This is a genomic window from Mycobacterium sp. NGS54 (assembly GCF_059812465.1).
Genome location: NZ_JCALCS010000004.1, coordinates 522,475 through 546,508 on the forward strand (window position 1 = coordinate 522,475; position 24,034 = coordinate 546,508).

The following is a 24,034-nucleotide window of genomic DNA, read 5'->3' on the forward strand; positions in this document are numbered from 1 at the left end:
ACCGCCGGTCAAGCGGCCAGCGCGGCGCGGGCGGCGGCTCCCGTCCGCGCCGCGTGCCCGCCGCCGAACAGCACCACGTGCGCCAGCAGCGGGTAGAGCTGGCGCAGCCCGATGCGGCCGCGCCAGCCGGGCCGCAGCGGGCGGACCCGCTGGTAACCGGCCAGGATGACGTCGTAGTGGGGGCAGCCGAACAGCGCCAGCATCGCCAGGTCGGTCTCGCGATGGCCGGCGTGTGCGGCCGGGTCGACCAGCACCACCCCGTCGGGTGTCCACATCACGTTGCCGCCCCACAGATCTCCGTGCAGCCGGGCCGGCCGGTCGTCGTCGTCGTAGTCGCCGGCACGGCAGCGCTCGGCGACCGCGCCGATCGTGGCACGGGTCGAAGCATCCAGCCGCGGCGCGGCCAATTCGGCCATCGGGGCCAGCCGCTCGTCGGCGTAGAAATCGCCCCACCGTCGATGCTGTCGCAGCGACATCGGCAGCGGCTGCGACAGCGGCCCGAAGAACCCGGTCCCGTCCCAGCCGTCGGGACCCGCGCCGAATGCGGGGGCGCCCGCGTCGTGAGTGATGGCCAATTGGGCGCCGAACGCGTCCGCAGCCTGGGCGGTCGGGCGCACGGATTCAAGCCGCCGCAGGGTCAGGCTCGTCGCGTCGACGGACAACACCTGCGCGCACGGCACGCCGCCGCCGACGCCGCCAAGCCACCGCAAACCCGCTGCCTCCCAGGCGAAGTAACCGGCGGGCGCGTCCGGGTGCTGCTTGACGAAGTCGGCCACGCGCTAGGTGCGCATCAGGTCGTCACGTGGCTCGCATGCACGTCGTCGGCGGGGCGGGCCTCGGTCTGCTCCTTGGCCCAGCGGTAGTCGGGCTTGCCCGCGGGCGAACGCTTGACCTCGTCGACCAGCCAAAGGCTGCGCGGTACTTTGTATCCCGCGATCTCGGAGCGCACGAAGCTGTCCAGCTCCGCCAGCGACGGCCGGCACCCGGGCCGGGCCTGCACGACGGCGGCCACGTGCTGGCCGTAACGCGGGTCCGGCACGCCGACCACGAGGGCGTCGAAAACATCGGGGTGACCCTTCAGGGCCGCCTCGACCTCCTCGGGGTAGATCTTCTCGCCGCCGCTGTTGATCGACACCGAGCCGCGGCCAAGCATGGTGACCGAGCCGTCCTCCTCGACCAGGGCCCAGTCCCCCGGGATCGCGTAGCGAACACCGTTGATGGTCCTGAAGGTTTCGGCCGTCTTCTTCTCGTCCTTGTAGTAGCCGACGGGGATGTTGCCCTTCTTGGCGATGAAGCCGCGCACGCCGGACCCCGGCTTCACCTCGTTGCCGTCCTCGTCGAGCACCACGGTGCGGTGGTCGATGGTCACGCGCGGGCCGCCGCTGTGCGGCGCTCCCTTGGCGACAATGCTGGTGCCGCCGAACCCGGTCTCGGAGGAACCGATCGAGTCGGTGATGATCCGGTTCGGCAGCAGCTCCAGCAGCTTCTCCTTGATGCTCGGCGAGAACAACGCCGCGGTGCTGCCCAGCATGAACAGCGACGACAGGTCGTAGTCGTTTTTCTTGTCGAGCGCGTCGAGCAACGGCCGGGCCATCGCGTCGCCCGTGAAGAACAGCATGTTCACCTTGTGATCGTGGATCGTGCGCCAGACCTCGTCGGCGTTGAATTCCGGTGCCAGCACGGTGGTTTGGCCCGAGAAGATCGACCTCCAGGTGGCCGACTGGGTGGCGCCGTGGATCATCGGCGGAACCGGATAGTTGATCATCGGCGGGTTGGCGGCCGCGCCCTTGGCCAGATCGTATTCGTCCTTGACGAATTCGCCTGTGGCGAAGTCGGTCCCACCGAGCAGCACCCGGTAGACGTCCTCGTGACGCCACATCACGCCTTTGGGGAATCCGGTGGTGCCGCCGGTGTACAGCAGGTAGATGTCGTCGGCGCTGCGCTCACCGAAGTCGCGCTCCGGCGAGCCCTGCGCGATCGCCGAGTAGAACTCGACGCCGCCGTAGCGCTTGTAGTCGTTGTCGCTGCCGTCCTCGACGACGAGGATCGTCTTCACGTTCGGGGTGTCCGGCAGCACGTTGGCGACCCGGTCGGAATACTGGCGCTCGTGCACCAGCGCGACCATGTCGGAGTTGTCGAACAGGTAGCGCAGCTCGCCCTCGACGTAGCGGTAGTTGACGTTGACGATGATGGCGCCGGCCTTGACGATGCCGAGCATCGCGATGACGATCTCGATGCGGTTGCGGCAGTACAGTCCGACCTTGTCGTCCTTCTTGACGCCCTGGTCGATCAGGTAGTGGGCGAAGCGGTTGGCCTTCTCTTCCAGCTGGGCGTAGGTCAGCTTCTCGTCGCCGGAGATGAGGGCAACACGGTCAGGCACAGCGTCGATGGCGTGCTCGGCAAGGTCGGCAATATTCAGGGCCACGGCCACCAAATTAGAACGTGTTACATTTCTTGACAAGCTCACCCCCAACGTCGACGGAAAGGCACCAGCCGTGGCCGAGGCTCCAGCAAACGAACAAACGGGTCCCGACGCGCTCGTCGAACAGCGCGGTCACACCCTGATCGTCACGTTGAACCGGCCGCACGCCCGCAACGCGCTGAGCACCGAAATGATGGAAATCATGGTGCAGGCCTGGGACCGCGTCGACAACGACGACGACATCCGGTGCTGCATCCTGACGGGGGCCGGTGGCTACTTCTGCGCGGGCATGGATCTGAAGACGGCGACCAAGAAACCGCCGGGCGACTCGTTCAAGGACGGCAGCTACGACCCGTCACGGATTGACGCCTTGCTCAAGGGCCGCCGGCTGACCAAGCCGCTGATCGCGGCCGTCGAGGGACCCGCGATCGCGGGCGGCACCGAGATCCTGCAGGGCACCGACATCCGGGTCGCCGGTGAGAGCGCCAAGTTCGGCATCTCCGAGGCCAAGTGGAGCCTCTATCCGATGGGCGGGTCGGCGGTGCGGCTGGTGCGCCAGATCCCCTACACGGTCGCCTGCGACCTGCTGCTGACCGGACGGCACATCACCGCCGCGGAGGCCAAGGAGATGGGCCTGATCGGCCACGTCGTCCCGGACGGGCAGGCGCTGACCAAGGCGCTGGAGATCGCGGAGATCATCGAGAACAACGGCCCGCTCGCCGTGCAGGCGATCCTGCGGGCGATCCGCGAGACCGAGGGATTGCACGAGAACGACGCGTTCAAGATCGACACCCAGATCGGCATCAAGGTGTTCCTGTCCGACGACGCCAAGGAAGGGCCGCGGGCGTTCGCCGAGAAGCGCAAGCCCAACTTCCAGAACCGCTAGCGCCTCCCCGCGAGCAGACGCAGAATCGCACTTTTTCGCGCCAAATCGTGCGAGTTTGCGTCTGCTCGCGAGGGTGAAGCCCCTTAGCCCAGCGGCGCGCTGGGCGTGAACGCAACCGGCATCTTCTCGAGACCGGACACGAAATTCGCCGGCCGCAACGGCAACGCGGCGTCCGGCGAAGCCAGCCGCAGGTCCGGAAGGCGCTGCAGCAGCCGCGCCTGCATGATCGACAGCTCGAGGCGCGCGAGCTGGTTGCCAAGGCAGAAGTGCGTCCCGAAGCCGAACGCCAGGTGGTTGTTCGGGTAGCGCTCGATGTTGAAGCTCTCCGGGTCCTCGAAGACCTTCTCGTCGAAGTTCGCCGACTCGAACAGCAGGATCATCTTTTCGCCTTGGCGCAGCGCCGTGCCGTGGAATTCGGTGTCGGCGGTGATGGTGCGGGCCATGTTTTTCACCGGAGCGGTCCAGCGCAGCATCTCTTCGATCGCGTTGGGCAGCAGCCCCAGATCGTCGACCAACCGCCGGTGCTGATCGGGGTGCAACAGCAGCTGCCGGGTGCCGCCGGACAGCGTGTGCCGGGTGGTCTCGTCGCCGCCGATGAGGAGCAGCAGCACCTCGGTGACGATCTGGTGGTCCTCCAGGCGCGATCCCTCGACCTCCGCGTGCACCAGGACGCTGACCAGATCGTCCGTCGGCTCTGACTTGCGCGCCGCGATCATCCCCATCATGTATTCGCTGTAGGCGGCGAAGGCATCCATCGTGACCTGGATATCCGCTTCGGCCGCGGTGCTGCTCAAGGCGCCGACCAGGTCGTCGGACCACTTGAGGAACATCTCGCGTTCCTCCGGAAGCACACCGAGCATGTCGCCGATGACCGCCATTGGTAGCGGCGCGGCCAGGTCCCAGACGAAGTCGCACTCGCCGCGTTGGCAAACCGCGTCGATCAGCGTGTCGCACAGCGAAAGGATCTTGGACTCCTGGTCTTTCACGCGCTTGCGGGTGAAGCCGGAGTTGACGAGCTTGCGGCGCAACAGATGTTGCGGATCGTCCATCTCGATCATCATCTCGACGCCGTCTTGGTCGGGCCGGATGCCGCCGGCATTCGAGAACAATTCGGGGTTGCGCTCGGCATCGATAACGGCCTGGTAGGTCGACGCGGCGGCCAGCCCGTTGCGGTCCCGAAAGACCGGCTCGTTCTCCCGCATCCAGCGGTAGACGGAGTGGGATTCGCCGGCATAGAAGGTGCCGTCGGTCAGATCCACATCGGGTCTGGTCACTGAAGTCACTGTCATGAGATCTCCTGAGCATCGCCGAAGGTCATCTGCACGTTGTCGACCGAGCTGGACAGCATCGCGCGCTTCGGAAGGCCCAGCGACGCCAACTCTTTCGCGTAGGGGTGATCGCCCAGCCGGACGCGCACCCCGCCGAATCGGGTGCGCACGCCGTCCAGTGTGTGTTCGAAAGAGGTCTCGCGCGTGACGCCGTCGCGGTGCGAGTAGGTGCGCTGCGCCTGCTGGCGCGGGGTCAGCGAAAACGGCAGGCCCCGGCGGAATTCCATGTCGATGACCAGTTGCCCGTCAACGGTGCAGTCGAATCCGAAATCACGGCCGTCTCGAACGGTGAAGTCCGCCATGACCTTCGGGTAACCCCAGATCTTGGTCCCGGCCTCCAGCGTGAACGGCTGGTCGACGGGCAGGTGGTGGATGAAGGCGCCGGCGTCCCCCAAAGCGCGCGGCCCACGCGCGTCCGACCCCGGCGGGTTGACCATCACGCTGGTGCCGAATTCGTAGTACTGGCCTAGGTCGCCGTCGATGTAGTGCATCAGCATCAGGACGACAACCGTGCGCCCGGGCAGGTACCGGCACACCTTCAGGCCGCTGTAGTCGATCATGCGCTGGGCGGCGTCGGCGTCCACCGAGAACATCGCCATGTGCTGATTTGCCAGGCGGATCCGCACCGGCATGGTGAGTACGGTGCCGGCGATCGTGTGTTGCGAGGCTGTCATCGGGCCAATCTAGAACGCGTTCTATTCGTCCGGCAATACCCGCTCAAATCAGCGTCGCCAGCTCGCGGATCTGCTCGGCATTGCGGCCGTTCACGACCATCATCGTCACGCCAGCGGCCTCCCAGACCTTGACCTGCTTACGCACGTAGTCCAGATCGCCGACGATCGCGGCGTCGTCGACGAGCTCGTCCGGAATGATCTCGGCGGCCTTGTCTTTTTGGTTGCTGCGGAAGAGCTTGGTGACGTCGTCGACGACGTCGGAGTAGCCCATCCGGCGGTAGACGTCGGCGTGGAAATTGGTGTCCTCCGCGCCCATGCCGCCCATGTACAGGGACAGATACGGCTTCATGGCCGCAAAGGCGGCGCTGCGGTCATCGGTGATGACGATCGTGGCCGTCGCGCAGATTTCGAAGTCCTCGCGGGAGCGGCGCGCGCCCGGCCGGGCGAAGCCCTCGTCGAGCCATTCGTTGTAGGTGTCGGCCATCCGCGGCGTGTAGAAGATCGGCAGCCAGCCGTCGCAGATCTCGCCCGCCAGCGCGACGTTCTTGGGGCCCTCGGCGCCCAGCATGATCGGGATGTCGGCGCGCAGCGGATGGGTGATGGGCTTGAGCGGCTTGCCCAGCCCGGTCGTATCGGGACCCGTCAGCGGCAGCGGGTAGTGGGGGCCGTCGCTGGTCACCGGCTTCTCCCGGGCCCACACCTGCCGCAGGATGTCGATGTACTCGCGGGTGCGCGCCAGCGGCTTGGGGAATCGCTGGCCGTACCAGCCCTCAACCACCTGCGGGCCGGACACGCCCAGCCCGAGAATGTGCCGCCCCCCGGACAGGTGGTCGAGCGTCAGCGCGGCCATCGCGCAGGCCGTCGGCGTCCGCGCGGACAACTGGATCACGGATGTGCCCAGCCGCACCCGCGACGTCGACGATCCGTACCAGGCCAGCGGCGTGTAGGCGTCGGATCCCCACGCCTCGGCGGTGAACACCGCGTCGAATCCGGCCTCCTCGGCCGCGACGACGAGTTCCGCGTGGTTCTCCGGCGGCTGAGCGCCCCAATACCCCAGCTGCAACCCCAGCTTCATGGCCTCCGCCTTTCCAGCCGACCCAGTGTTGAAACGATTCTTAGAACCTGTTCTACTCGATGTCGTGACAGCCAGTTCGAGCAGCCCGACCCTGATGGATCATCCCGAGCCACCGCTCTCCGCGCCACTGACGTTGTCATTCGACTACACCCGTTCGGTGGGCGCCACGCTGAGCAAGTTCTTCACCGCGTTGCGTGACCGCCGCATTCTCGGGGTGCGCGGATCGGATGGCCGGGTGCATGTCCCGCCGGCGGAATATGACCCGGTTACCTATGACCCGCTGGGCGAGATGGTACCGGTGTCGAGCGTCGGCACCGTCGTGTCCTGGACGTGGCAACCCGAGCCGCTGGAGGGCCAGCCGCTGGACCGGCCCTTCGCCTGGGCGCTGATCAAGCTGGACGGCGCGGATACGCCGCTGATCCACGCCGTCGATGCGGGCGAACCCGGCGCCATCCAGACCGGGACCCGGGTGCACGTGCACTGGGCCGACGAGACGGTGGGTGCCATCACCGACATCGCCTACTTCGCGTTGGGTGAGGACGCCGAGCCCGAAGGGCCCGCCAGCGACCAGGACCCGGTCACCATGATCGTCACGCCGATCTCGCTGACGATTCAGCACACCGCCTCGCACGAGGAGAGCGCCTACCTACGCGCCATCGCGGAAGGCAAGCTGCTGGGGGCGAAAACCGGCGAGAAGGGCAAGGTCTATTTCCCGCCGCACGGCGCGGACCCGGCCACCGGCCTGCCGACCACCGATTTCGTCGAGCTGCCCGACAAGGGCACGGTGACGACGTTCGCGATCATCAACATCCCGTTCCAGGGCCAGCGCATCAAGCCGCCCTACGTGGCGGCCTATGTGCTGCTCGACGGCGCCGACATCCCCTTCCTGCATCTGGTCGCCGACATCGACGCGCACGAGGTGCGGATGGGCATGCGCGTCGAGGCGGTGTGGAAACCCCGCGACGAGTGGGGATTTGGCATCGACAACATCGAGTACTTCCGGCCGACCGGGGAGCCCGACGCCGAGTACGACACCTACAAGCACCACCTGTAAAGGACCCAGCTGCACATGAGCGCTCGCAACGTTGCGGTCGTCGGCTTTGCCCATGCCCCGCACGTCCGCCGCACCGACGGCACCACCAACGGCGTCGAGATGTTGATGCCGTGCTTCGCCCAGCTCTACGAGGAGCTCGGCATCAGCCAGGCCGACATCGGATTCTGGTGCTCGGGATCGTCCGATTACCTTGCCGGACGGGCATTCTCGTTCATCTCGGCGATCGACTCCATCGGCGCCGTCCCCCCGATCAACGAGTCGCACGTCGAGATGGATGCGGCCTGGGCGCTGTACGAGGCCTACATCAAGATCCTCACCGGTGAGGTCGACACCGCCCTGGTGTACGGCTTCGGCAAGTCGTCGGCGGGGATACTGCGGCAAATCCTGTCTCGGCAGACCGACCCCTACACGGTGGCGCCGCTGTGGCCGGATTCGGTGTCGATGGCGGGATTACAGGCCCGTCTCGGGCTCGACTCCGGCAAATGGACGCCCGAACAGATGGCCCAAGTCGCGCTCGACTCGTTTGCGTACGCCGAACGCAATGACTCGGAGAAGCCGGCCAAGAGCATCGACGAACTGCTTGCCCGGCCGTTCTTCAACGACCCGCTGCGCCGGCACGACATCGCGCCCATCACCGACGGCGCCGCGGCCATCGTGCTCGCCGCCGACGGGCGGGCGCGCGAACTTCGCGAAAATCCCGCCTGGATAACGGGAATCGAGCATCGCATCGAAACCCCCGTCCTGGGTGCTCGCGACCTGACGCAGTCGCCGTCGACGGCGGTTTCGGCCAAGGCGGCCGGCGGCGGCAACTCCTCGGTCGACGTCGCCGAGATTCATGCGCCCTTCACCCACCAGCATCTGATTCTGGCCGAAGCCATCGGGCTTGCCGGGACGACGAAGGTCAATCCGTCCGGCGGGGCACTGGCGGCCAACCCCATGTTCGTCGCCGGGCTGGAACGAATCGGCTTTGCCGCACAACACATCTGGAACGGTTCGGCCGGGCGGGTGCTGGCGCACGCAACCAGCGGACCCGCCCTGCAACAGAACCTGGTCGCGGTCATGGAAGGAAAGAGCTGATGGCCGGTGCAGGGGCACACCTCGCCGCGGTACTCGGTACCGGGCAGACGAAGTATGTCGCCAAGCGCAAAGACGTCTCGATGAACGGCTTGGTGCGCGAGGCGATCGACCGCGCGCTGGAAGACTCCGGTTCGACCTTCGATGACATCGACGCGGTCGTGGTCGGCAAGGCGCCGGACTTCTTCGAGGGCGTCATGATGCCCGAGCTGTTCATGGCCGACGCCATGGGGGCCACCGGCAAGCCGATGATCCGGGTGCATACCGCGGGGTCAGTCGGCGGATCCACCGCCATCGTCGCCGCCAGCCTCGTGCAGTCCGGAAAGTACCGACGCGTGCTCGCGATGGCCTGGGAAAAGCAGTCGGAATCAAATGCCATGTGGGCGTTGTCCATTCCGATCCCCTTCATCAAGCCGGTCGGTGCTGGCGCGGGTGGTTACTTCGCCCCCCACGTTCGCTCCTACATCCGCCGTTCGGGTGCACCGTTGAACATCGGTGCCATGGTCGCGGTCAAGGACCGGCTCAACGGCGCCCGCAACCCGCTGGCGCATCTGCACCAGCCCGACATCACCCTCGAGAAGGTGATGGAGTCCCCCATGCTGTGGGACCCGATCCGCTACGACGAGACCTGTCCGTCCTCCGACGGCGCGGCGGCGATGGTGATCGGCAACGAGGAGATCGCCGACTCCCTTGTGGCGCAAGGGCATCCGGTGGCGTGGATCCACGCCACTGCGTTGCGCACCGAGCCGCTGCAGTTCTCGGGCCGGGATCAGGTCAGCCCGCAGGCCGGGCGCGACGCGGCCGCCGCGCTGTGGAAGGCGGCCGGCATCACCAGCCCGATCGACGAGATCGACTGCGCCGAAATCTATGTGCCATTCTCGTGGTTCGAGCCGATGTGGCTGGAAAACCTCGGGTTTGCCCCCGAGGGCGAGGGCTGGAAACTCACCGAGGCGGGCGAGACCAAGATCGGCGGGCGGCTGCCGGTGAACGCGTCGGGCGGCGTGCTGTCGTCGAACCCGATCGGCGCGTCGGGCCTGATTCGCTTCGCGGAGTCCGCGATTCAGGTGATGGGCAAGGGCGGCGATCACCAGGTTCCCGGCGCGCGAAAGGCGTTGGGCCACGCCTACGGTGGCGGTTCGCAGTACTACTCCATGTGGGTGGTGGCCGCGGACAAGCCCGGGAAGGTCCCGGCATGACCACGATTGAGAGCACCAAGAAGCACCCCGCCCACGAGGCCGGTCGCCGCTCCCGCGATGCCGTAGCGGCGAGGGACAAGGACGCGTGGCTGGCGGTGTTCGCCGACGACGCGATCGTCGAGGACCCCATTGGGCCATCGGCTTTCGACCCCGAGGGCAAGGGGCACCGGGGACATGACGCGATCTCGGCGTTCTGGGACATGGCAATCGCCCCCACCGACAGGATCGAGTTCGTCTTCCAAGACACCTATCAATGCGGCAACGAGGAAGCCAACGTCGGGCATATCCTCATCACGACGGGCGATTACCAGGTCACCGCCGAAGGCGTGTTCACCTACAAGGCCAACGACGAGGGCAAGCTGGTCGCCCTGCGCGCGTACTGGGAGATGGACCAGGCCGCCGCCAGCACGCGGCGCATCTAGAACCCCGGCCCGTTTCCCGGCGCCACGCATTTTGGGCGAACGCGAGATTTTCCGTCTCAGCGGCTGTTACGCTCTGCCGGCTCGATGGCCTTCGGCTCATGCCCGGGGTTGACCCGAAGGGGAGGGTGCCACATGTCCTTTCTGATAGCGGCGCCCGAGGTGATCGACGCGGCGGCGGCGGATCTGGCGAGCATACGGTCAGCGCTCACCGAGGCGAACCTCGCCGCGATGGCGCCCACCACCGGGCTGCTGGCGCCGGCGACTGACGAGGTGTCGGCGGCCGTCACAGCCGTTTTCACCGGGCACGCCGAGGCATATCAGGCGCTGGGTACACAGGTGTCGGCGCTTCATGAGCAGTTCGTGCGTGCCCTGAACACGGCCGCCGCCTCCTACGCGAGCGCCGAGGCCGCCAATGCCTCGCCGCTGCAGGAGCTGTTGAACGTGATAAACGCGCCCACCCAGACGCTGCTGGGTCGCCCTTTGATCGGCAACGGCGCCAATGGCACGCCGGGGACAGGCCAAAACGGCGGGGCAGGCGGGATATTGGTCGGTAACGGCGGCAACGGCGGGTCCGGGGCCGCGGGTCAAAACGGCGGCAACGGCGGCGCTGCCGGGCTGTTTTGGGGCACCGCGGGGGCGGGCGGGGCTGGCGGCAGCACCCAAACCGCCGGCGCCGTGAGCGGTTCGGGCGGGGCCGGCGGCGCCGCTGGGCTGTTCGGAACCGGTGGCGCCGGCGGCGGGGCCGGTATCAGCGTCAACGGCCGCAGCGGCTTTGGCGGGAACGGCGGCACGGGCGGCCTGATCTACGGAGCGGGCGGAGCGGGCGGGGCGGGCGGTAACGCCATCAGCGTCGCGGGCGGCGGCGGCGCCGGCGGCAACGCCGGGCTATTCGGCTCCGGGGGCCTCGGGGGGGCCGGCGGGGACAGCGGACTCAGCGGGGGCGGCGCCGGCGGCGCGGGCGGTGCGGGCGGCATGATCTCTGGCAACGGCGGTGGGGGCGGCACCGGCGGCATCGGCGGCTTCATCGGCGCACAGCCGAACGCTAGCGGCGGCGCCGGCGGCGTGGGCGGGCACTCTGGCTTGTTCGGAACTGGCGGGGCCGGCGGCGCCGGCGGCATGTCGGCGGCACCCACGAGCACGGGGGGAGCCGGGGGTGCCGGCGGAGGCGCCGGCCTGTTCGGAACCGGCGGCGCGGGCGGAGCGGGTGGGGTTGCCACCGGCTCCGCCAGTACCGGAGGCGCCGGCGGCGCGGGCGCAGCCGGCGGGATGTTCACCGGCGCCGGCGGCGCCGGGGGCTCCGGCGGTTTTTCGCTGAACACCGTGGGGGGCGACGGCGGGGCCGGTGGTGCCGGCGGCAGCGCAGGTTGGCTGTCCGGTCGCGGCGGCGCCGGCGGTGGCGGCGGGTTTTCACAGAATGCCGCAGGCGGGGCCGGCGGTAGTGGTGGCGGCGGCGCGCTGTTTTCCGGCAATGGTGGAACCGGCGGCGGGGGCGGGACGAGCGTCAACGGCGCCGGCGGGGTTGGCGGCGCCGGCGGCCTATCCGGACTGCTCGGCGCCGGTGGCGCCGGCGGTGCGGGCGGCCTGTCGGGGGCGGCCGTCGGCGGGGGCGGCGGTGCCGGCGGCGCTGCGCGGCTATTCGGCACCGGCGGGGCCGGCGGAGCGGGCGGGGGCGGTGGCACTCTCGGCGGTATCGGCGGCGACGGTGGCGCCGGCGGCACGCTCAACGGCGACGGTGGCGCTGGCGGTGCCGGCGGACTTGGTGCGTCCGGCGGGGCTGGTGGCAACGGCGGTAAGGCCGGGTTGATCGGTTCTGGCGGTACGGGCGGCGCCGGCGGCGAGGCGATCGGCGCCGCGGGTCTTGGCGGCAACGGCGGCAACGGCGGCAACGCCCAGGTGGTCGGCAACGGTGGTAATGGTGGTAATGGCGGAAACTCGCCCGCCACTATCGGCAATGGCGGCGCCGGCGGCGCCCGCGGGCTGTTGTTGGGCTTCCCCGGGGCGCCAGGCATGACGTAATTAGCAAGGGCTGGGCGGCAATTCGCGTCGACTGCGAAACCTGCTACGCGACAAGGCGATTGAGCGTCAAGAAGGTCTGCGGCCGGCCGCACGCTCGGCAGCCCTAGATCGGCTCCAAGCCGGCCATATGCCGTTGCGCCAGGTCGCGATAGGCCTGCGGGTTGACGTTGATCCACATCTCCGCGCCCGTGCCGGCGACGGGGCCCTTCACCTGCGCCGGCGCGCCGACGGCCAGCATCCCGGCCGGAATCTGGGTGCCCGCCAACACCAACGACCCGGCGGCGATCAGGCTGCGCGCGCCGATCACCGCGCCGTCCAGGACGGTGGCGTGGTTGGCGATCAGCGCCTCTTTCCCGACGTGAACGCCGTGGATCACGCACATGTGCGCCACCGTCGCGCCCGGACCGATGTCCACCGGGATGCCGGGCGGCGCGTGCAACACCGATCCGTCCTGGACGTTGGCGCCTTCCCGCACGACGATCGGCCCGTAGTCACCGCGCAGCACGGCGTTGAACCAGATCGACGCCCCGGCCTCGACGGTGACGTCACCGATCAGGGTGGCGGTCGGGGCCACGAACGCTGTCGGATCGATCCGCGGCGACCGGCCCTCGAAAGCAAACAGCGGCATCGTCTAGATATACCGTGCGCCGACGCGCCAGCGGTAACCCGGCTAGACCAGCGGTCATTGCGCCATCGAGCCCAAAAACTGTAACGTGTTCTAGTTAGAGAGCACTGGAGGTGACTGGTGAGTACCGACACCAAGGCGGCCGGCATCCGGGAAATCGATCCCGGCGACCTGCCGACGAGATATGCCCGCGGCTGGCACTGCCTGGGCGTCGCGAAAGACTTCCAGGACGGCAAGCCGCACTCCGTAGACGCTTTCGGCACCAAGCTGGTGGTTTTCGCCGACTCCCACGGGGACCTCAAGGTGCTCGACGGCTACTGCCGACACATGGGCGGCGACCTGTCCGAGGGCACCATCAAGGGCGACGAGGTCGCCTGCCCGTTCCACGACTGGCGCTGGGGCGGCGACGGGCGCTGCAAGCTGGTGCCGTACGCCAAGCGCACGCCCAAGACCGCGCGCACCCGGTCGTGGGCCACCGACGTGCGCGGCGGCCTGCTGTTCGTCTGGCACGACCACGAGGGCAACCCGCCGGACCCCGCGGTCCGGATCCCCGACATCGCCGAAGCCCACAGCGGCGAGTGGACCGAATGGCGGTGGAACCGCATCCTCATCGAGGGATCCAACTGCCGCGACATCATCGACAACGTCACCGACATGGCGCACTTCTTCTACATCCATTTCGGGTTGCCGACGTACTTCAAGAACGTCTTCGAGGGCCACATCGCCTCGCAGTACCTGCACAACGTGGGCCGTCCCGACGTGGACGACCTGGGCACGTCTTACGGTGAGGCGCACCTGGATTCGGAGGCGTCCTACTTCGGGCCGTCGTTCATGATCAACTGGCTGCACAACAGCTACGGCGGCTACAAGGCCGAGTCGATCCTGATCAACTGCCACTACCCGGTCACGCAGAACTCGTTCGTGCTGCAGTGGGGCGTCATCGTCGAAAAGCCAAAGGGCATGGACGAAAAGATGACCGACAAGCTGTCGCGTGTCTTCACCGAAGGGGTCAGCAAGGGATTCCTGCAGGACGTCGAAATCTGGAAACACAAGACCCGGATCGACAACCCGCTGCTGGTCGAGGAGGACGGCGCCGTCTACCAGCTGCGCCGCTGGTATCAGCAGTTCTACGTCGACGTCGCCGACATCACGCCGGAAATGGTGGAGCGCTTCGAGATTGAAATCGACACCACCCGTGCCATCGAACACTGGAACGTCGAAGTCGAGGAGAACCTGAAGGCAAGGGAATCCGAATCCGCCGAGGTTCCCGCCGAGCAACACTAGGACCATGCCTGACGATCAGCCGGCAGTACCGGACGTCGATCGGCTCGCCCGATCGATGCTGATGCTGCACGGCGATCACCACGATCACGAGGAATCGCCCGCGCGAGACGGCGGGTCCGGATCCTGGTCCAAGTCAAGGGATTTTGCCAACGACCCGCAACGCGCCGCCGCGGTCGCGGAGGCCAGCCGCGCCGATCGTGAGCGCTATCTGACGTCGGGGCTGCTGCCGGTGGATTGCCGGTTCTGCCACGTCACGGTCACCGTGCGCAGGCTGGGCCCGGGTCACACCGCGGTGCAGTGGAACACCCAGGCGGCGCAGCGCTGCGCGTACTTCAGCGAGATTCGCGAATCCGGCGGCGACACGGCCCGGGCGCGCGCCTGCCCGAAGCTGGGGGACAGCATCGAGCACGCCGCCGCCGAGGGCTACCTGGATCACCCGGACGATCCGGACTAACCTGCCAGCGCAGTCACATTCGCCACATATGCCCCTGTCCGGGCCGGCGCAGAGGTGGGGTGGCAGCCGTGACCAGCTTGAGCAACTCGCGGACTACAGCCCCGCGAACTGCTCCTTGACGACCTCGGCGGTCAGGCCGTAGTCGGCCAGGGAGTACTTGTGCTTGGGAGCCCGGGCGCCGGTCTGACTCTCGGCGTGGCTGTCCTCCATGGCCTTTCGCGCCTCATCGGTCAGCGGGATAGCGAAGTGCCGGTATACGTTGGCGACCGTCCCGAGCGGGTCGGCGATCAAGTCGTGGTAGTCGACGTCGTAGAACTGGGCCGGATCGTATTTGGCGCGTGCGGTGTTGAACAGCCGCAGACCGCGCGACCAGGTTTCCATGTTGTCAGCACCGATCTGGGCGCCGGAGAAGGTCGTCGACCAGCCCTCGGCGGTGTGCTGCGCCAACGAGCACATCGACGCCAGGATCGTTTCCACCGGCCGGTGAGTCTGTATCACCAGGGCATCGGGATAGGTCGCCATCAGCGCATCGAGCGCAAACAGATGGCTGGGATTCTTGAGCACCCAACGCTTTTCGACGTCATTGAGGCCGATCAGCTGAAGGTTGCGGCGGTGCCGCTGGTATGACGGCGTCCAGTCCTGCTCCGACAGCCAGCGCGAATAGGTGGGCAGGTGCGACAGCGTTTCGTATGACACCGAATGCAGCGACTGCCGCAGCAGCTGCCAGCACTCCTCCAGCTCGTAGGCGGCCATGAAGTGCAGGCCGGTGTACTCCGGGTTCTCCGAGTGAGCCTTTTCGAACTGGGCATTCAGCGCGCGGTACCAAGGGTTTTCGTCCCAGGTGTCGCGGGGCGGCCGCGGCTGGGGAAACTCGGCCAGCCACAGGTGCAGGCCCTGGTGTACCGGGTCGGCGCCCAGCAGGCGGTGCAAGATCGTGGTTCCGGTGCGCGGCAGGCCGGTGACGAAGATCGGCCGCTCGATGGCCACGTCGACGTACTGCGGGTACTGCTTCCATGCCGACTCGGAGAACAACCGGGCCACCAGCGCGCCGCGCAAGAAGAACCGATTCATCTTGCTGCCCAACTCAGTGAGGCCCGCGTCACGCTGATAGGAGTCCAACAGCACGCCCAACGCCTCGCGGTAGTTGTCGTCGTCGACACCGAAGTCGTCGAGCCCGCACAGCTTGGTCGCCGACGCTTGCAGGTCCTCGACGGTGCCGACGTTGGTCCGTTGGGTCATCAGGTGTGATACTCCCCGCAGTTGACATCCAAGCACTGCCCGGTGATGCCGCTGGACAGGTCGCTGGCCATGAACAGAATCGCCGAGGCCACCTCGTCCTCGGTCGGCAGTCGCTTGAGGTCGGAGTTGGCCGCGGTGGCCTCGTAGATCTGCTCGGCCGTGGTGCCGTACTTGCCGGCCTGATGGTTGAAGTAGGCCTGCAGCGTCTCGCCCCAGATATAGCCGGGTGCAACAGAATTGACGCGGATCCCCTTCTCGCCCAGTTCGGTCGCCAACGACTGCGACATGGACAGCAACGCGGACTTGGCCATCTTGTAGGCGCCGTATTTGGCCTGCGAATGCCGCAGCACCATGGAATTGACGTTGACGATCGATCCATGCGCCTGTTCCAGCGCCGGGGTGAAGGCCTGGATCAGCCGCAACGCGCCGAGGGCGCTGAGTTCGATGGCATCCCGGATGTGCTGAAAGCTGGTCGCCGCCAATGGCTTCATCGAGGGCACCCGGAACGCGTTGTTGATCAACACGTCAACCTTGCCGTAGGCCTCGAGCGTGGCATCGACCAGGTTGCTCACCTGGTCGTCCTCGGTGATGTCGGTGGGCACCGTCGTCGCGCGCCCACCGGCGTCGGCTATCTGCTTGGCGACGTCGTCCAGGCGTTCCGGCGTGCGGGCCGCCAGCACCAGATCGGCGCCCTCCCGCGTGCATCGGTGCGCCAGCGTGGTGCCCAAGCCCGGGCCCACGCCGCTGATCAGCACGACCTTGCCGTCTAACAACTTCGTCATCCCAGCATCCTCGCCTGAATTTGTTGTTGGCGCAGTGCAATTCGCGCGCGCCAGTCGTCCTCGGAGATCTTGTTGTGGTCGAAGTACGGCAGCTTGCCGGGCACCCCGTCGAGGTCGACCAGCTCGACCGTCGGACCGTCGGCGTCGGTGAGCTCGCGCGACACCCGCTGCCAGCGGAACTGCAGATAGCCGCGTTTGTGGCCGAGCGTCTCGACCCAATTGGTGACACCCGGATTCTGGTCGGCAACCACGATGCGCACCTTGCCGTCCGGATCCGCTTGCGCCTGAGTGTTGTTCAGCGAGGTCTGGTGGTTGATGTAATCCAGCGAGATGTACCACAGGCTGCCAAGCTGGAAGCCGAGGTAGGGCGCATCGCTGACCGGAATGGTGATCACCAGGGCCTGGTCTGGCCGCAGATCCCAGTGCCCGACCGACGAGTACTGCGTGGCCAGTCCGCCCGGTGTCAGCCGAGGTGCCACCATGGTGTTGACCGGGAGCTTGTCATAGAACCACTGGGGAAATTGCAGCCAGGTCTTCACGCGCTGAACCAGCTGCTTTCCCGCTGTCGCGTAACGCCTTTCGATCATTTCGCGAGTTAGCGGCGGCGGGGCGGTGCCAGCAGTATCGGTTCGGGCGATCGCCAGGGTGCCGCGCTGCGCCGACCAGTCGCCGTAGACCTCGCGCATCACCAATTGACCCGCGCTGGTGGGACGCACCCGCCACTCGAAGCTGCCGTCTTCGGCGATGTCGAGCTCTCGGTCGTCGAACGCGGCCTGGCTGGCGGGAACGTTGTCATCGGTGTACTCGCCGCCGAGCAGTTGGAAGCTCAGGTCGGTGGTCGTTCCGCGCCTACCGGTGACCACGTACTCATGGCCCGCATGCACCCGGGTGCCGAAGTAGAGGGTGTCGGGGTTGTCGAGGCCCATCTTGGTGAACGGCCCGGTGCCCGACTGTAGGAACGGATGGTCGCGGTCGTAGTCGAAGGCGAGATGCTCGCAGGCGGCGATGCAGCCACCCAGATATTGCAGTCCTTCGAGCAGGTCGGCTTCGGTCTCGATGAACGGTGCGGCCGCGACGAGTTTTTCGGCTTCGACGATGGCTTCGTTGAGGGGATCAGAGAACACGCCTAAACCTAGAACGTGTTCTACTTTTTAGTCAATGGCGAACGTTCCCGCGCGTCGTCCACGGCATTTAAAGACGACGCCCGCTCGCTAGGGCACGCACTGCTGGGACAGGTCGATCAGGTGCTGCCGTACGTCAGGATGGCGACTCAGGTAGTCCATGACGTTGCCGCCGCCGCCCTCGGCCTGAGATTTGGCCTGCAATTGCTGCTTCACGTCCGGATGCCGGGTCAGGTACGAGTCGATGGATTGCCCTACGGTCTGATCGCATTGGGGATCCGCGTTGGCCGGCGACAACGCGACTATTACCGGGGCGACGCCCAGTGCCCCGGCGGCAACCAGGCCGCACAGTCCGCGCCGAAGAGGGCTGAGATTTTTTACGGTCACCGGATCCCTCCTTTGCCAGAGACGTCGCGATCAACACTACCCGCGGCGTCCATGCGCGGACTGCGCTCAGCGCCTGGTACCCGGCCTGCCGTGGGAAGGCTAGTTGGCCCGGGCTTCGGCTTCCGGCGCGTCGTCGAGCGCCAGCGCCACTCGCTCGCGCTCCCCCGCCTCCGCCGGTGTCTGCGCGGCCTCGGGCTTGGCCGCCGAGACCTCCGCGGCCGGCCCCGCCGCGGCCTGTGTCGCCCCGAGAGGTGTGGCGGCCACCGGAATGGCTTCCTCCACTTCCGCGGCCACCGTTTCCTCCACCGGAGGCGCTGCGGGCGCGGTCTCCTCCGCGGCCTTGGCCGGCGGAATCGGCGGCGCGGACGGCCCGGTCGACGAGCTCGACGCCCCCATCGCGGCGGACGCCATCATCATCGCCCCCATGCCGCCGGTGCCGAGCACGCCCATGCCGGGGGCAGAGCCGCCGCCACCGCCACTCACGGCAGCGGCGTTCGCCGCGCCCACGTCTCCGGTGCCGGCGTAGCTGCCGCCGGTGGCTGCGGCGCCGGCGTTGGGATCGGCGGTGCCGATGCCACTCGCGTAACCGCTGTCCGCACCCCCGGCAGCGACGGCACTACCGGCCGTGTCGCCTCCTCCGCCGCCGGTCGCGGCGCTACCGGCGGCCACGCCGCCCGCGCCGCCCCCACCGGCCCCGCCGCTCGCGGCCGCGCCGCCCGAGGTGGCGGCGGCGGTGCCGCCGGCCGGGCTCGAGGTGCCGGCGCCGATGCCACCGAGGCCGGGCAGGCTCGGAATCGCCGGCAGGCTCGCCTGCCCCGACAGCAGTTGCCCGGCCGCCGCCGACGCCCCGCCGTGGTAGCCCACCATCGCCGTCACGTCCTGGGCCCACATCTCGAGGTAGTTGAACTCGGTCTCGGCGATGGCGGGCCAGTTCTGCCCGAACAGATTGCTCATCACCAGGTTGACCAGGCCGTTGCGGTTGGCTTCCACCTGCAGGGGATGCACCGTCGCCGAGAGCGCGGACTCGAACGCGCTGACGACCGCCTGGGCTTGGGCCGCAGCCCCGGCCGCCTGCGCAGCCGCCGCATTCAACCACCCGGCGTACGGAGCGGCGGCCGCCGCCATCGCCTGCGCGGCCGCACCTTGCCAGGCCTGGCCGGCCAGCGTCGACGTCACCGACGCGAACGACTGGGCGGCAGACGACAGCTCAGACGCCAGCCCGTTCCACGCCGCCGCGGCCTCCAGCATCGGAGCCGAACCGGCGCCCGAGTACATCAGGAGCGAGTTGATCTCCGGCGGCAACGTGAAAAAAGTCATCCGAACCCCTCGAGCATGCAGTCGATGGAACAACGCTAGGCCAAGGCCGACGAAGGATCAGTGTCTTCGCCGTTTTCAAAGAATTCTAAGCCAAGCGCCTATGCCGGGGAGAGCCATTAATGCGTGACGACCGCGCCGCTCTCTTGCTCGCGTTTGATCTCCAGCGCGATGTCGATGAGCTGGTCTTCCTGGCCCCCGATGAGCTTGCGCTGGCCGGCCCGGTGCAGCAGCGCGTGGGCGGGCACGCCGTAGCGCTCGGCCTGCCGGACGGCGTGCTTGAGGAAGCTGGAGTAGACGCCCGAGTAGCCCATGATCAGAGCGTTGCGGTCCAGCACGCATTCGGCCGGCATGGCGGGGCGCACGACGTCCTCCGCAGCGTCGGCGATGTCGAAGAAGTCGATGCCGGTCTTCACGCCGATCTTGTCGAACACCCCGATCAGGGCCTCGACGGGCGCGTTGCCCGCACCGGCCCCGAACCGCCGGCAAGAGCCGTCGATCTGCTTGGCCCCGGCGCGGACGGCCTCCACCGAGTTGGCCACGCCCAGGCCGAGGTTTTCGTGGCCGTGGAATCCGACCTGGGCGTCGCCGCCCAGCTCGGCGACCAGCGCGCCCACCCGGTCGCGCACCCCTTCGAGGACCAGCGCCCCGGCCGAGTCGACCACGTAGACGCACTGGCACCCAGCGTCGGCCATGATGCGCGCCTGGGCCGCGAGCTTCTCCGGCGGGATGGTATGGGACATCATCAGAAAGCCGACGGTTTCCAGGCCCAGGTCGCGGGCCAGCCCGAAGTGCTGGATTGATACGTCGGCCTCGGTGCAGTGGGTGGCGATCCGGCAGATCGAGCCGCCGTTGTCCTGGGCTTCCTTGATGTCCTCTTTGGTGCCCACCCCGGGCAGCATCAGGAACGCGATCTTGGCCTCTTTGGCGGTCTCGGCCGCGAGCTTGATCAGTTCCTGCTCGGGGGTTTTGGAGAACCCGTAGTTGAAGCTCGAGCCGCCCAGCCCGTCGCCGTGGGTCACCTCGATGACGGGGACGCCGGCCGCGTCCAGGGCGGCCACGATGGCGCCCACCTCATCCTTGGTGAACTGGTGGCGTTTGTGGTGTGACCCGTCGCGCAGCGACGTGTCGGTCATCCGCACGTCCCAGATCGGGTTGAAGAAAATGTCAGTAGTCATGCTTGCGCTCCTCCCGCCGTCGCCGACAGGGATTCCTTCGCGATCTCCTCGCCGACCTTGGTGGCCGCCGCGGTCATGATGTCGAGGTTTCCCGCATACGGCGGCAGGTAGTCCCCGGCACCCTCGACCTCGACGAAGGTGGTGACCAGGGCCTGGCCGCCGGAGTTGAGCGACGGGTCGTCGAACTGCGGCTCGTTGAGCAGCCGGTAGCCGGGCACGTAGGTCTGCACCTCGGCGACGACGTCGTGGATGGACTTGGCGATGGCGTCGCGGTCGGCGTCCTCGGGGATGGCGCAGAAGATGGTGTCGCGCATGATCATCGGCGGGTCGGCGGGGTTCAGGATGATGATGGCCTTGCCGCGCTTGGCGCCCCCGATGGTCTCGACGCCCTTGCTGGTGGTCTTGGTGAACTCGTCGATGTTCGCGCGGGTCCCCGGACCTGCGGACACCGAGGCCACCGACGCGACGATTTCGGCGTACGGCACCTCGACGACCCGGGAGACGGCGTAGACGATCGGGATGGTCGCCTGCCCGCCGCAGGTGATCATGTTGACGTTGGGCGCGTCCAGATGCTCACGCAGGTTGGCCGGCGGGATCACCGCCGGGCCCACCGCGGCCGGCGTCAGGTCGATCGCCCGGATGCCCGCGGCCGCGTATTTCGGCGCCGCGTCACGGTGCACGTAGGCGCTGGTCGCCTCGAACACCAGGTCGGGTTTCTCCGGCTGCGCCAACAACCAGTCGACTCCCTCGTGGGTGGTCTCAAGACCCAGCTTTCGGGCCCGCGCCAGACCCTCGCTTTCCGGGTCGATGCCCACCATCCAGCGCGGTTCCAGCCAGTCCGATCGGAGGAGCTTGTAGAGCAGGTCGGTGCTGATGTTTCCCGACCCGACAATGGCCACACTCGCCTTGGACGGCATGATGCTCCTCGTTTTCTGGACTAATTGAAAACTATTCCGGCGCTATTCAAAGGACAACCGCACCGAACCGAGGCCCGTAAAGTCGGCGACGAACTCGTCACCGGCGCGCGCATCGATCGCCCGCGTGCACGATCCCGGTAACACGATGTCACCTTTTCGCAGCCGCACCCCGAAGCTTTCCACCTTGCGGGACAACCACGCGACCGCCGTGACGGGGTTGCCCAGCACGGCGTCGCTGCGGCCCTCGGCGATCACCTCGCCGTTGCGGGTCAGCACCGCGTCGATCGCCTTGACGTCGATGTCGGCCGGCGACACCCTCGCCTGGCCGAGCACGAAGCCCGCCGACGAGGCGTTGTCGGCGATGGTGTCGCACAGCGCGATCTTCCAGTCGGTGATGCGGGTGTCGATCAGCTCGATCGACGGCACCAGCGCCTCGGTGGCCGCCAACACGTCGTCTTCGGTGCACTCGGCGCCGGGCAGGTCGTCGGACAGGATGAAACCGACCTCGACCTCCACCCGCGGATACAGGTAGCGTCCGGCCTTGACCGGGACGTCCTCGAATACCTGCATCTCGTCGAGCAGGTGGCCGTAGTCCGGCTCGTCGACCCCCATCATCTGCTGCATCGCCAGCGACGACAGGCCCACCTTGTGGCCCAGCACCCGGGCGCCCTCGGCGACCCGCTGACGGATGTTGATCAGCTGAATCTCGTACGCGTCGACGACGTCGATGTCCGGGTAAGCGGCGGTCAACGGTCTGATGGGCTCACGGCTGCGCTCGGCTTGCGCCAGGTCGGCGGCCAGCTCGTCGCGGATCGCAACACTGAGCATTTCCCGGAAGTCCCCTTAGTTCGTTTGACCGGGCCGGTAGCGCCCAACCCGGGCAATTCTATAACGTGTTCTACATGACAGGGCAGGAGTACGACGTCGTCGTGGTCGGGAGCGGCGGAGCCGGCATGGTTGCCGCCCTTGCCGCCGCGCACCGTGGCCTTTCGACAGTAGTCATCGAGAAGGCCGCGCATTTCGGCGGCTCCACCGCGCGGTCCGGGGGCGGGGTCTGGATTCCGAACAACGAGGTGCTCAAGCGCGACGGTGTGCGGGACACGCCGGAGGCCGCACGGACCTACCTGCACGGAATCATCGGCGACATCGTGGAGCCGGAGCGCATCGACACCTACCTCGAGCGCGGACCCGAGATGCTCTCCTTCGTGCTGAAGCACACGCCCCTGAAGATGTGCTGGGTGCCGCGCTATTCCGACTACTACCCCGAGGCGCCGGGCGGCCGGGCGGACGGGCGGTCGATCGAGCCCAAGCCGTTCAACGCCCGCAAGCTCGGCGCCGACGAGGCGGGGCTGGAGCCCGCTTACGGCAAGGTGCCGCTGAACGTCGTTGTGATGCAACAGGACTACGTGCGCCTGAACCAGCTCAAGCGGCATCCGCGGGGCGTCGCGCGCAGCCTGAAAGTGGGCGCGCGCACGATGTGGGCCAAGGCGACCGGCAAGAACCTGGTCGGCATGGGCCGCGCGCTGATCGGGCCGCTGCGCATCGGGTTGCAGCGCGCCGGTGTTCCGGTGCAGCTCAACACCGCGCTCACTGACCTCCACGTCGAGGACGGCGTGGTGCGCGGGGTGTACGTTCAGGACTCGACCGCATCGGAATCGACCGAGCCACAGCTGATCCGGGCGCGGCGCGGCGTGATCCTGGCCAGCGGCGGGTTCGAGCACAACGAACAAATGCGGGTGAAGTATCAGCGCGCCCCCATCACCACCGAATGGACCGTCGGGGCCAAGGCCAACACCGGCGACGGCATCGTCGCGGGCGAAAAGCTGGGCGCCGCACTGGATCTGATGGAGGACGCCTGGTGGGGCCCGACGGTGCCGCTGGCGGGCGCGCCGTGGTTCGCCTTGTCCGAGCGCAACTCACCGGGGTCGATCATCGTCAACATGTCGGGCAAGCGCTTCATGAACGAGTCGATGCCCTACGTCGAGGCCTGCCACCACATGTACGGCGGGGAATTCGGCCAGGGCCCCGGTCCGGGCGAGAACATCCCCGCGTGGCTGGTGTTCGACCAGCAGTACCGCGACCGCTACATCTTCGCGGGACTGCAACCGGGGCAACGTATCCCACGCAAATGGCTGGAATGCGGCGTGATCATCCAGGCCGAAACCCTCGAGCAGCTGGCCGAGAAGGCCGGCCTCCCGGTGGCCGACCTGGTGGCGACCGTCGAGCGTTTCAACGGCTTCGCGCGCTCGGGCGTCGACGAGGACTACCACCGCGGCGAGAGCGCCTACGACCGCTACTACGGCGACCCCACCAACAAGCCGAACGCCAACCTCGGCGAGATCAGCCACGCGCCCTTCTACGCCGCCAAGATGGTGCCCGGCGACCTGGGCACCAAGGGCGGCATCCGCACCGATGTGCACGGCCGGGCGCTGCGCGACGACGGCAGCATCATCGAAGGCCTTTACGCGGCGGGCAATGTCAGCGCCCCGGTGATGGGCCACACCTACCCCGGCCCGGGCGGCACCATCGGGCCGGCGATGACCTTCGGCTACCTCGCCGCGCTGCACATCGCGGGGGTTAACTGAG

23 protein-coding genes are annotated in these 24,034 nt (G+C 67.7%); 9 read left to right on the top strand and 14 right to left on the bottom strand.

Annotated elements, in window-relative coordinates:
• Window positions 1-8: 8 nt before the first annotated feature.
• Both AC5Y5E_RS15070 and AC5Y5E_RS15075 read right to left on the bottom strand, forming a co-directional pair.
• Window positions 9-776 carry a fructosamine kinase family protein gene (locus AC5Y5E_RS15070; RefSeq protein ID WP_499903763.1) on the bottom strand — a complete coding sequence of 256 codons (768 nt, stop codon included), beginning with the start codon at window positions 774-776 and terminating at the stop codon, window positions 9-11.
• A 14-nt stretch (window positions 777-790) separates the two neighbouring features.
• Entirely contained in the window at window positions 791-2,431 is a 1,641-nt protein-coding gene (locus AC5Y5E_RS15075) for an acyl-CoA synthetase (RefSeq protein WP_499903764.1), read from the bottom strand.
• 64 nt (window positions 2,432-2,495) lie between these two features.
• On the opposite strand from AC5Y5E_RS15075, the gene AC5Y5E_RS15080 reads away from it, so the two are divergent.
• A complete protein-coding gene (locus AC5Y5E_RS15080) occupies window positions 2,496-3,308 on the top strand; it encodes a crotonase/enoyl-CoA hydratase family protein (RefSeq protein ID WP_499881650.1) in 813 nt (270 codons plus the stop codon).
• An 83-nt stretch (window positions 3,309-3,391) separates the two neighbouring features.
• Here the strand turns inward: AC5Y5E_RS15080 and AC5Y5E_RS15085 are convergent, their stop codons facing one another.
• From AC5Y5E_RS15085 to AC5Y5E_RS15095, 3 genes are read right to left on the bottom strand one after another with little or no spacing between them, the layout of a single operon-like run.
• Window positions 3,392-4,597, bottom strand: a complete 1,206-nt coding sequence (locus tag AC5Y5E_RS15085) for a cytochrome P450 (protein WP_499903765.1) — start codon at window positions 4,595-4,597, stop codon at window positions 3,392-3,394.
• Window positions 4,594-5,310, bottom strand: a complete 717-nt coding sequence (locus AC5Y5E_RS15090) for an acetoacetate decarboxylase family protein (RefSeq protein ID WP_499903766.1) — start codon at window positions 5,308-5,310, stop codon at window positions 4,594-4,596. The genes AC5Y5E_RS15085 and AC5Y5E_RS15090 overlap by 4 nt, the downstream gene beginning before the upstream one ends.
• A gap of 43 nt (window positions 5,311-5,353) precedes the next feature.
• On the bottom strand, window positions 5,354-6,385 hold the full coding sequence (locus AC5Y5E_RS15095; RefSeq protein WP_499903767.1) for an LLM class F420-dependent oxidoreductase: 1,032 nt from the start codon (window positions 6,383-6,385) through the stop codon (window positions 5,354-5,356).
• Between the two features lie 64 nt (window positions 6,386-6,449).
• On the opposite strand from AC5Y5E_RS15095, the gene AC5Y5E_RS15100 reads away from it, so the two are divergent.
• The 5 genes from AC5Y5E_RS15100 (at window position 6,450) to AC5Y5E_RS15120 (ending at window position 12,147) form a co-directional block, all read left to right on the top strand.
• Window positions 6,450-7,439, top strand: coding sequence for a Zn-ribbon domain-containing OB-fold protein (locus AC5Y5E_RS15100; protein ID WP_499903768.1), 990 nt, complete (start codon window positions 6,450-6,452; stop codon window positions 7,437-7,439).
• A 15-nt stretch (window positions 7,440-7,454) separates the two neighbouring features.
• A complete protein-coding gene (locus AC5Y5E_RS15105) occupies window positions 7,455-8,516 on the top strand; it encodes a thiolase family protein (RefSeq protein ID WP_499903769.1) in 1,062 nt (353 codons plus the stop codon).
• Window positions 8,516-9,709, top strand: a complete 1,194-nt coding sequence (locus tag AC5Y5E_RS15110; RefSeq protein WP_499903770.1) for a thiolase family protein — start codon at window positions 8,516-8,518, stop codon at window positions 9,707-9,709. The genes AC5Y5E_RS15105 and AC5Y5E_RS15110 overlap by 1 nt, the downstream gene beginning before the upstream one ends.
• Window positions 9,706-10,131, top strand: coding sequence for a nuclear transport factor 2 family protein (locus AC5Y5E_RS15115; RefSeq protein ID WP_499903771.1), 426 nt, complete (start codon window positions 9,706-9,708; stop codon window positions 10,129-10,131). The genes AC5Y5E_RS15110 and AC5Y5E_RS15115 overlap by 4 nt, the downstream gene beginning before the upstream one ends.
• Window positions 10,132-10,263: 132 nt before the next feature.
• Entirely contained in the window at window positions 10,264-12,147 is a 1,884-nt protein-coding gene (locus AC5Y5E_RS15120) for a PE family protein (RefSeq protein WP_499903772.1), read from the top strand.
• A 103-nt stretch (window positions 12,148-12,250) separates the two neighbouring features.
• Here AC5Y5E_RS15120 and AC5Y5E_RS15125 read toward each other — a convergent pair whose 3' ends face one another.
• Window positions 12,251-12,775: a gamma carbonic anhydrase family protein gene (locus AC5Y5E_RS15125; RefSeq protein WP_499903773.1), complete on the bottom strand. Its 525-nt coding sequence runs from the start codon at window positions 12,773-12,775 to the stop codon at window positions 12,251-12,253.
• Between the two features lie 117 nt (window positions 12,776-12,892).
• Between AC5Y5E_RS15125 and AC5Y5E_RS15130 the strand changes: the two genes are divergently transcribed.
• Both AC5Y5E_RS15130 and AC5Y5E_RS15135 read left to right on the top strand, forming a co-directional pair.
• On the top strand, window positions 12,893-14,056 hold the full coding sequence (locus tag AC5Y5E_RS15130) for a 3-ketosteroid-9-alpha-monooxygenase, oxygenase component (RefSeq protein WP_499881641.1): 1,164 nt from the start codon (window positions 12,893-12,895) through the stop codon (window positions 14,054-14,056).
• Between the two features lie 4 nt (window positions 14,057-14,060).
• A complete protein-coding gene (locus AC5Y5E_RS15135) occupies window positions 14,061-14,510 on the top strand; it encodes a hypothetical protein (RefSeq protein ID WP_499903774.1) in 450 nt (149 codons plus the stop codon).
• Between the two features lie 93 nt (window positions 14,511-14,603).
• On the opposite strand, the gene AC5Y5E_RS15140 is transcribed toward AC5Y5E_RS15135, so the two are convergent.
• From AC5Y5E_RS15140 to AC5Y5E_RS15175, 8 genes are all read right to left on the bottom strand, one after another.
• Window positions 14,604-15,749 (bottom strand): sulfotransferase family protein, encoded by a 1,146-nt coding sequence (locus tag AC5Y5E_RS15140; protein ID WP_499903775.1) that lies wholly within the window; start codon window positions 15,747-15,749, stop codon window positions 14,604-14,606.
• Entirely contained in the window at window positions 15,749-16,531 is a 783-nt protein-coding gene (locus AC5Y5E_RS15145; RefSeq protein WP_499903776.1) for an SDR family oxidoreductase, read from the bottom strand. The genes AC5Y5E_RS15140 and AC5Y5E_RS15145 overlap by 1 nt, the downstream gene beginning before the upstream one ends.
• Window positions 16,528-17,655, bottom strand: a complete 1,128-nt coding sequence (locus AC5Y5E_RS15150; RefSeq protein WP_499903777.1) for a hypothetical protein — start codon at window positions 17,653-17,655, stop codon at window positions 16,528-16,530. Before AC5Y5E_RS15150 ends, AC5Y5E_RS15145 begins: the two co-directional genes overlap by 4 nt.
• A gap of 87 nt (window positions 17,656-17,742) precedes the next feature.
• Window positions 17,743-18,039, bottom strand: a complete 297-nt coding sequence (locus tag AC5Y5E_RS15155; RefSeq protein ID WP_499903778.1) for a hypothetical protein — start codon at window positions 18,037-18,039, stop codon at window positions 17,743-17,745.
• Between the two features lie 99 nt (window positions 18,040-18,138).
• Window positions 18,139-19,356: a PPE family protein gene (locus AC5Y5E_RS15160; RefSeq protein WP_499903779.1), complete on the bottom strand. Its 1,218-nt coding sequence runs from the start codon at window positions 19,354-19,356 to the stop codon at window positions 18,139-18,141.
• Window positions 19,357-19,472: 116 nt separating this feature from the next.
• Window positions 19,473-20,531, bottom strand: coding sequence for a 4-hydroxy-2-oxovalerate aldolase (dmpG, locus tag AC5Y5E_RS15165; protein ID WP_499903780.1), 1,059 nt, complete (start codon window positions 20,529-20,531; stop codon window positions 19,473-19,475).
• Complete coding sequence (locus tag AC5Y5E_RS15170; RefSeq protein WP_085201102.1) at window positions 20,528-21,448, bottom strand: acetaldehyde dehydrogenase (acetylating); 921 nt, start codon at window positions 21,446-21,448, stop codon at window positions 20,528-20,530. Before AC5Y5E_RS15170 ends, dmpG begins: the two co-directional genes overlap by 4 nt.
• 42 nt (window positions 21,449-21,490) lie before the next feature.
• On the bottom strand, window positions 21,491-22,276 hold the full coding sequence (locus AC5Y5E_RS15175; RefSeq protein WP_499903781.1) for a 2-keto-4-pentenoate hydratase: 786 nt from the start codon (window positions 22,274-22,276) through the stop codon (window positions 21,491-21,493).
• 74 nt (window positions 22,277-22,350) lie between these two features.
• Here AC5Y5E_RS15175 and kstD point away from each other — a divergent pair, with 74 nt between their 5' ends.
• Window positions 22,351-24,033, top strand: a complete 1,683-nt coding sequence (kstD, locus tag AC5Y5E_RS15180) for a 3-oxosteroid 1-dehydrogenase (protein ID WP_499903782.1) — start codon at window positions 22,351-22,353, stop codon at window positions 24,031-24,033.
• The last annotated feature ends 1 nt before the right edge of the window (window position 24,034 follow it).

Excerpts from the sequence above, each read along its gene's own strand:
- AC5Y5E_RS15110 (WP_499903770.1), top strand. The coding sequence starts at position 8,516 with ATGGCCGGTGCAGGGGCACACCTCGCCGCGGTACTCGGTACCGGGCAG.
- AC5Y5E_RS15120 (WP_499903772.1), top strand. The coding sequence starts at position 10,264 with ATGTCCTTTCTGATAGCGGCGCCCGAGGTGATCGACGCGGCGGCGGCG.
- AC5Y5E_RS15170 (WP_085201102.1), bottom strand. The coding sequence starts at position 21,448 with ATGCCGTCCAAGGCGAGTGTGGCCATTGTCGGGTCGGGAAACATCAGC.
- AC5Y5E_RS15145 (WP_499903776.1), bottom strand. The coding sequence starts at position 16,531 with ATGACGAAGTTGTTAGACGGCAAGGTCGTGCTGATCAGCGGCGTGGGC.
- AC5Y5E_RS15095 (WP_499903767.1), bottom strand. The coding sequence starts at position 6,385 with ATGAAGCTGGGGTTGCAGCTGGGGTATTGGGGCGCTCAGCCGCCGGAG.
- AC5Y5E_RS15125 (WP_499903773.1), bottom strand. The coding sequence starts at position 12,775 with ATGCCGCTGTTTGCTTTCGAGGGCCGGTCGCCGCGGATCGATCCGACA.
- AC5Y5E_RS15085 (WP_499903765.1), bottom strand. The coding sequence starts at position 4,597 with ATGACAGTGACTTCAGTGACCAGACCCGATGTGGATCTGACCGACGGC.
- AC5Y5E_RS15090 (WP_499903766.1), bottom strand. The coding sequence starts at position 5,310 with ATGACAGCCTCGCAACACACGATCGCCGGCACCGTACTCACCATGCCG.
- AC5Y5E_RS15135 (WP_499903774.1), top strand. The coding sequence starts at position 14,061 with ATGCCTGACGATCAGCCGGCAGTACCGGACGTCGATCGGCTCGCCCGA.
- dmpG (WP_499903780.1), bottom strand. The coding sequence starts at position 20,531 with ATGACTACTGACATTTTCTTCAACCCGATCTGGGACGTGCGGATGACC.
- AC5Y5E_RS15175 (WP_499903781.1), bottom strand. The coding sequence starts at position 22,276 with ATGCTCAGTGTTGCGATCCGCGACGAGCTGGCCGCCGACCTGGCGCAA.
- kstD (WP_499903782.1), top strand. The coding sequence starts at position 22,351 with ATGACAGGGCAGGAGTACGACGTCGTCGTGGTCGGGAGCGGCGGAGCC.
- AC5Y5E_RS15115 (WP_499903771.1), top strand. The coding sequence starts at position 9,706 with ATGACCACGATTGAGAGCACCAAGAAGCACCCCGCCCACGAGGCCGGT.
- AC5Y5E_RS15160 (WP_499903779.1), bottom strand. The coding sequence starts at position 19,356 with ATGACTTTTTTCACGTTGCCGCCGGAGATCAACTCGCTCCTGATGTAC.
- AC5Y5E_RS15140 (WP_499903775.1), bottom strand. The coding sequence starts at position 15,749 with ATGACCCAACGGACCAACGTCGGCACCGTCGAGGACCTGCAAGCGTCG.
- AC5Y5E_RS15105 (WP_499903769.1), top strand. The coding sequence starts at position 7,455 with ATGAGCGCTCGCAACGTTGCGGTCGTCGGCTTTGCCCATGCCCCGCAC.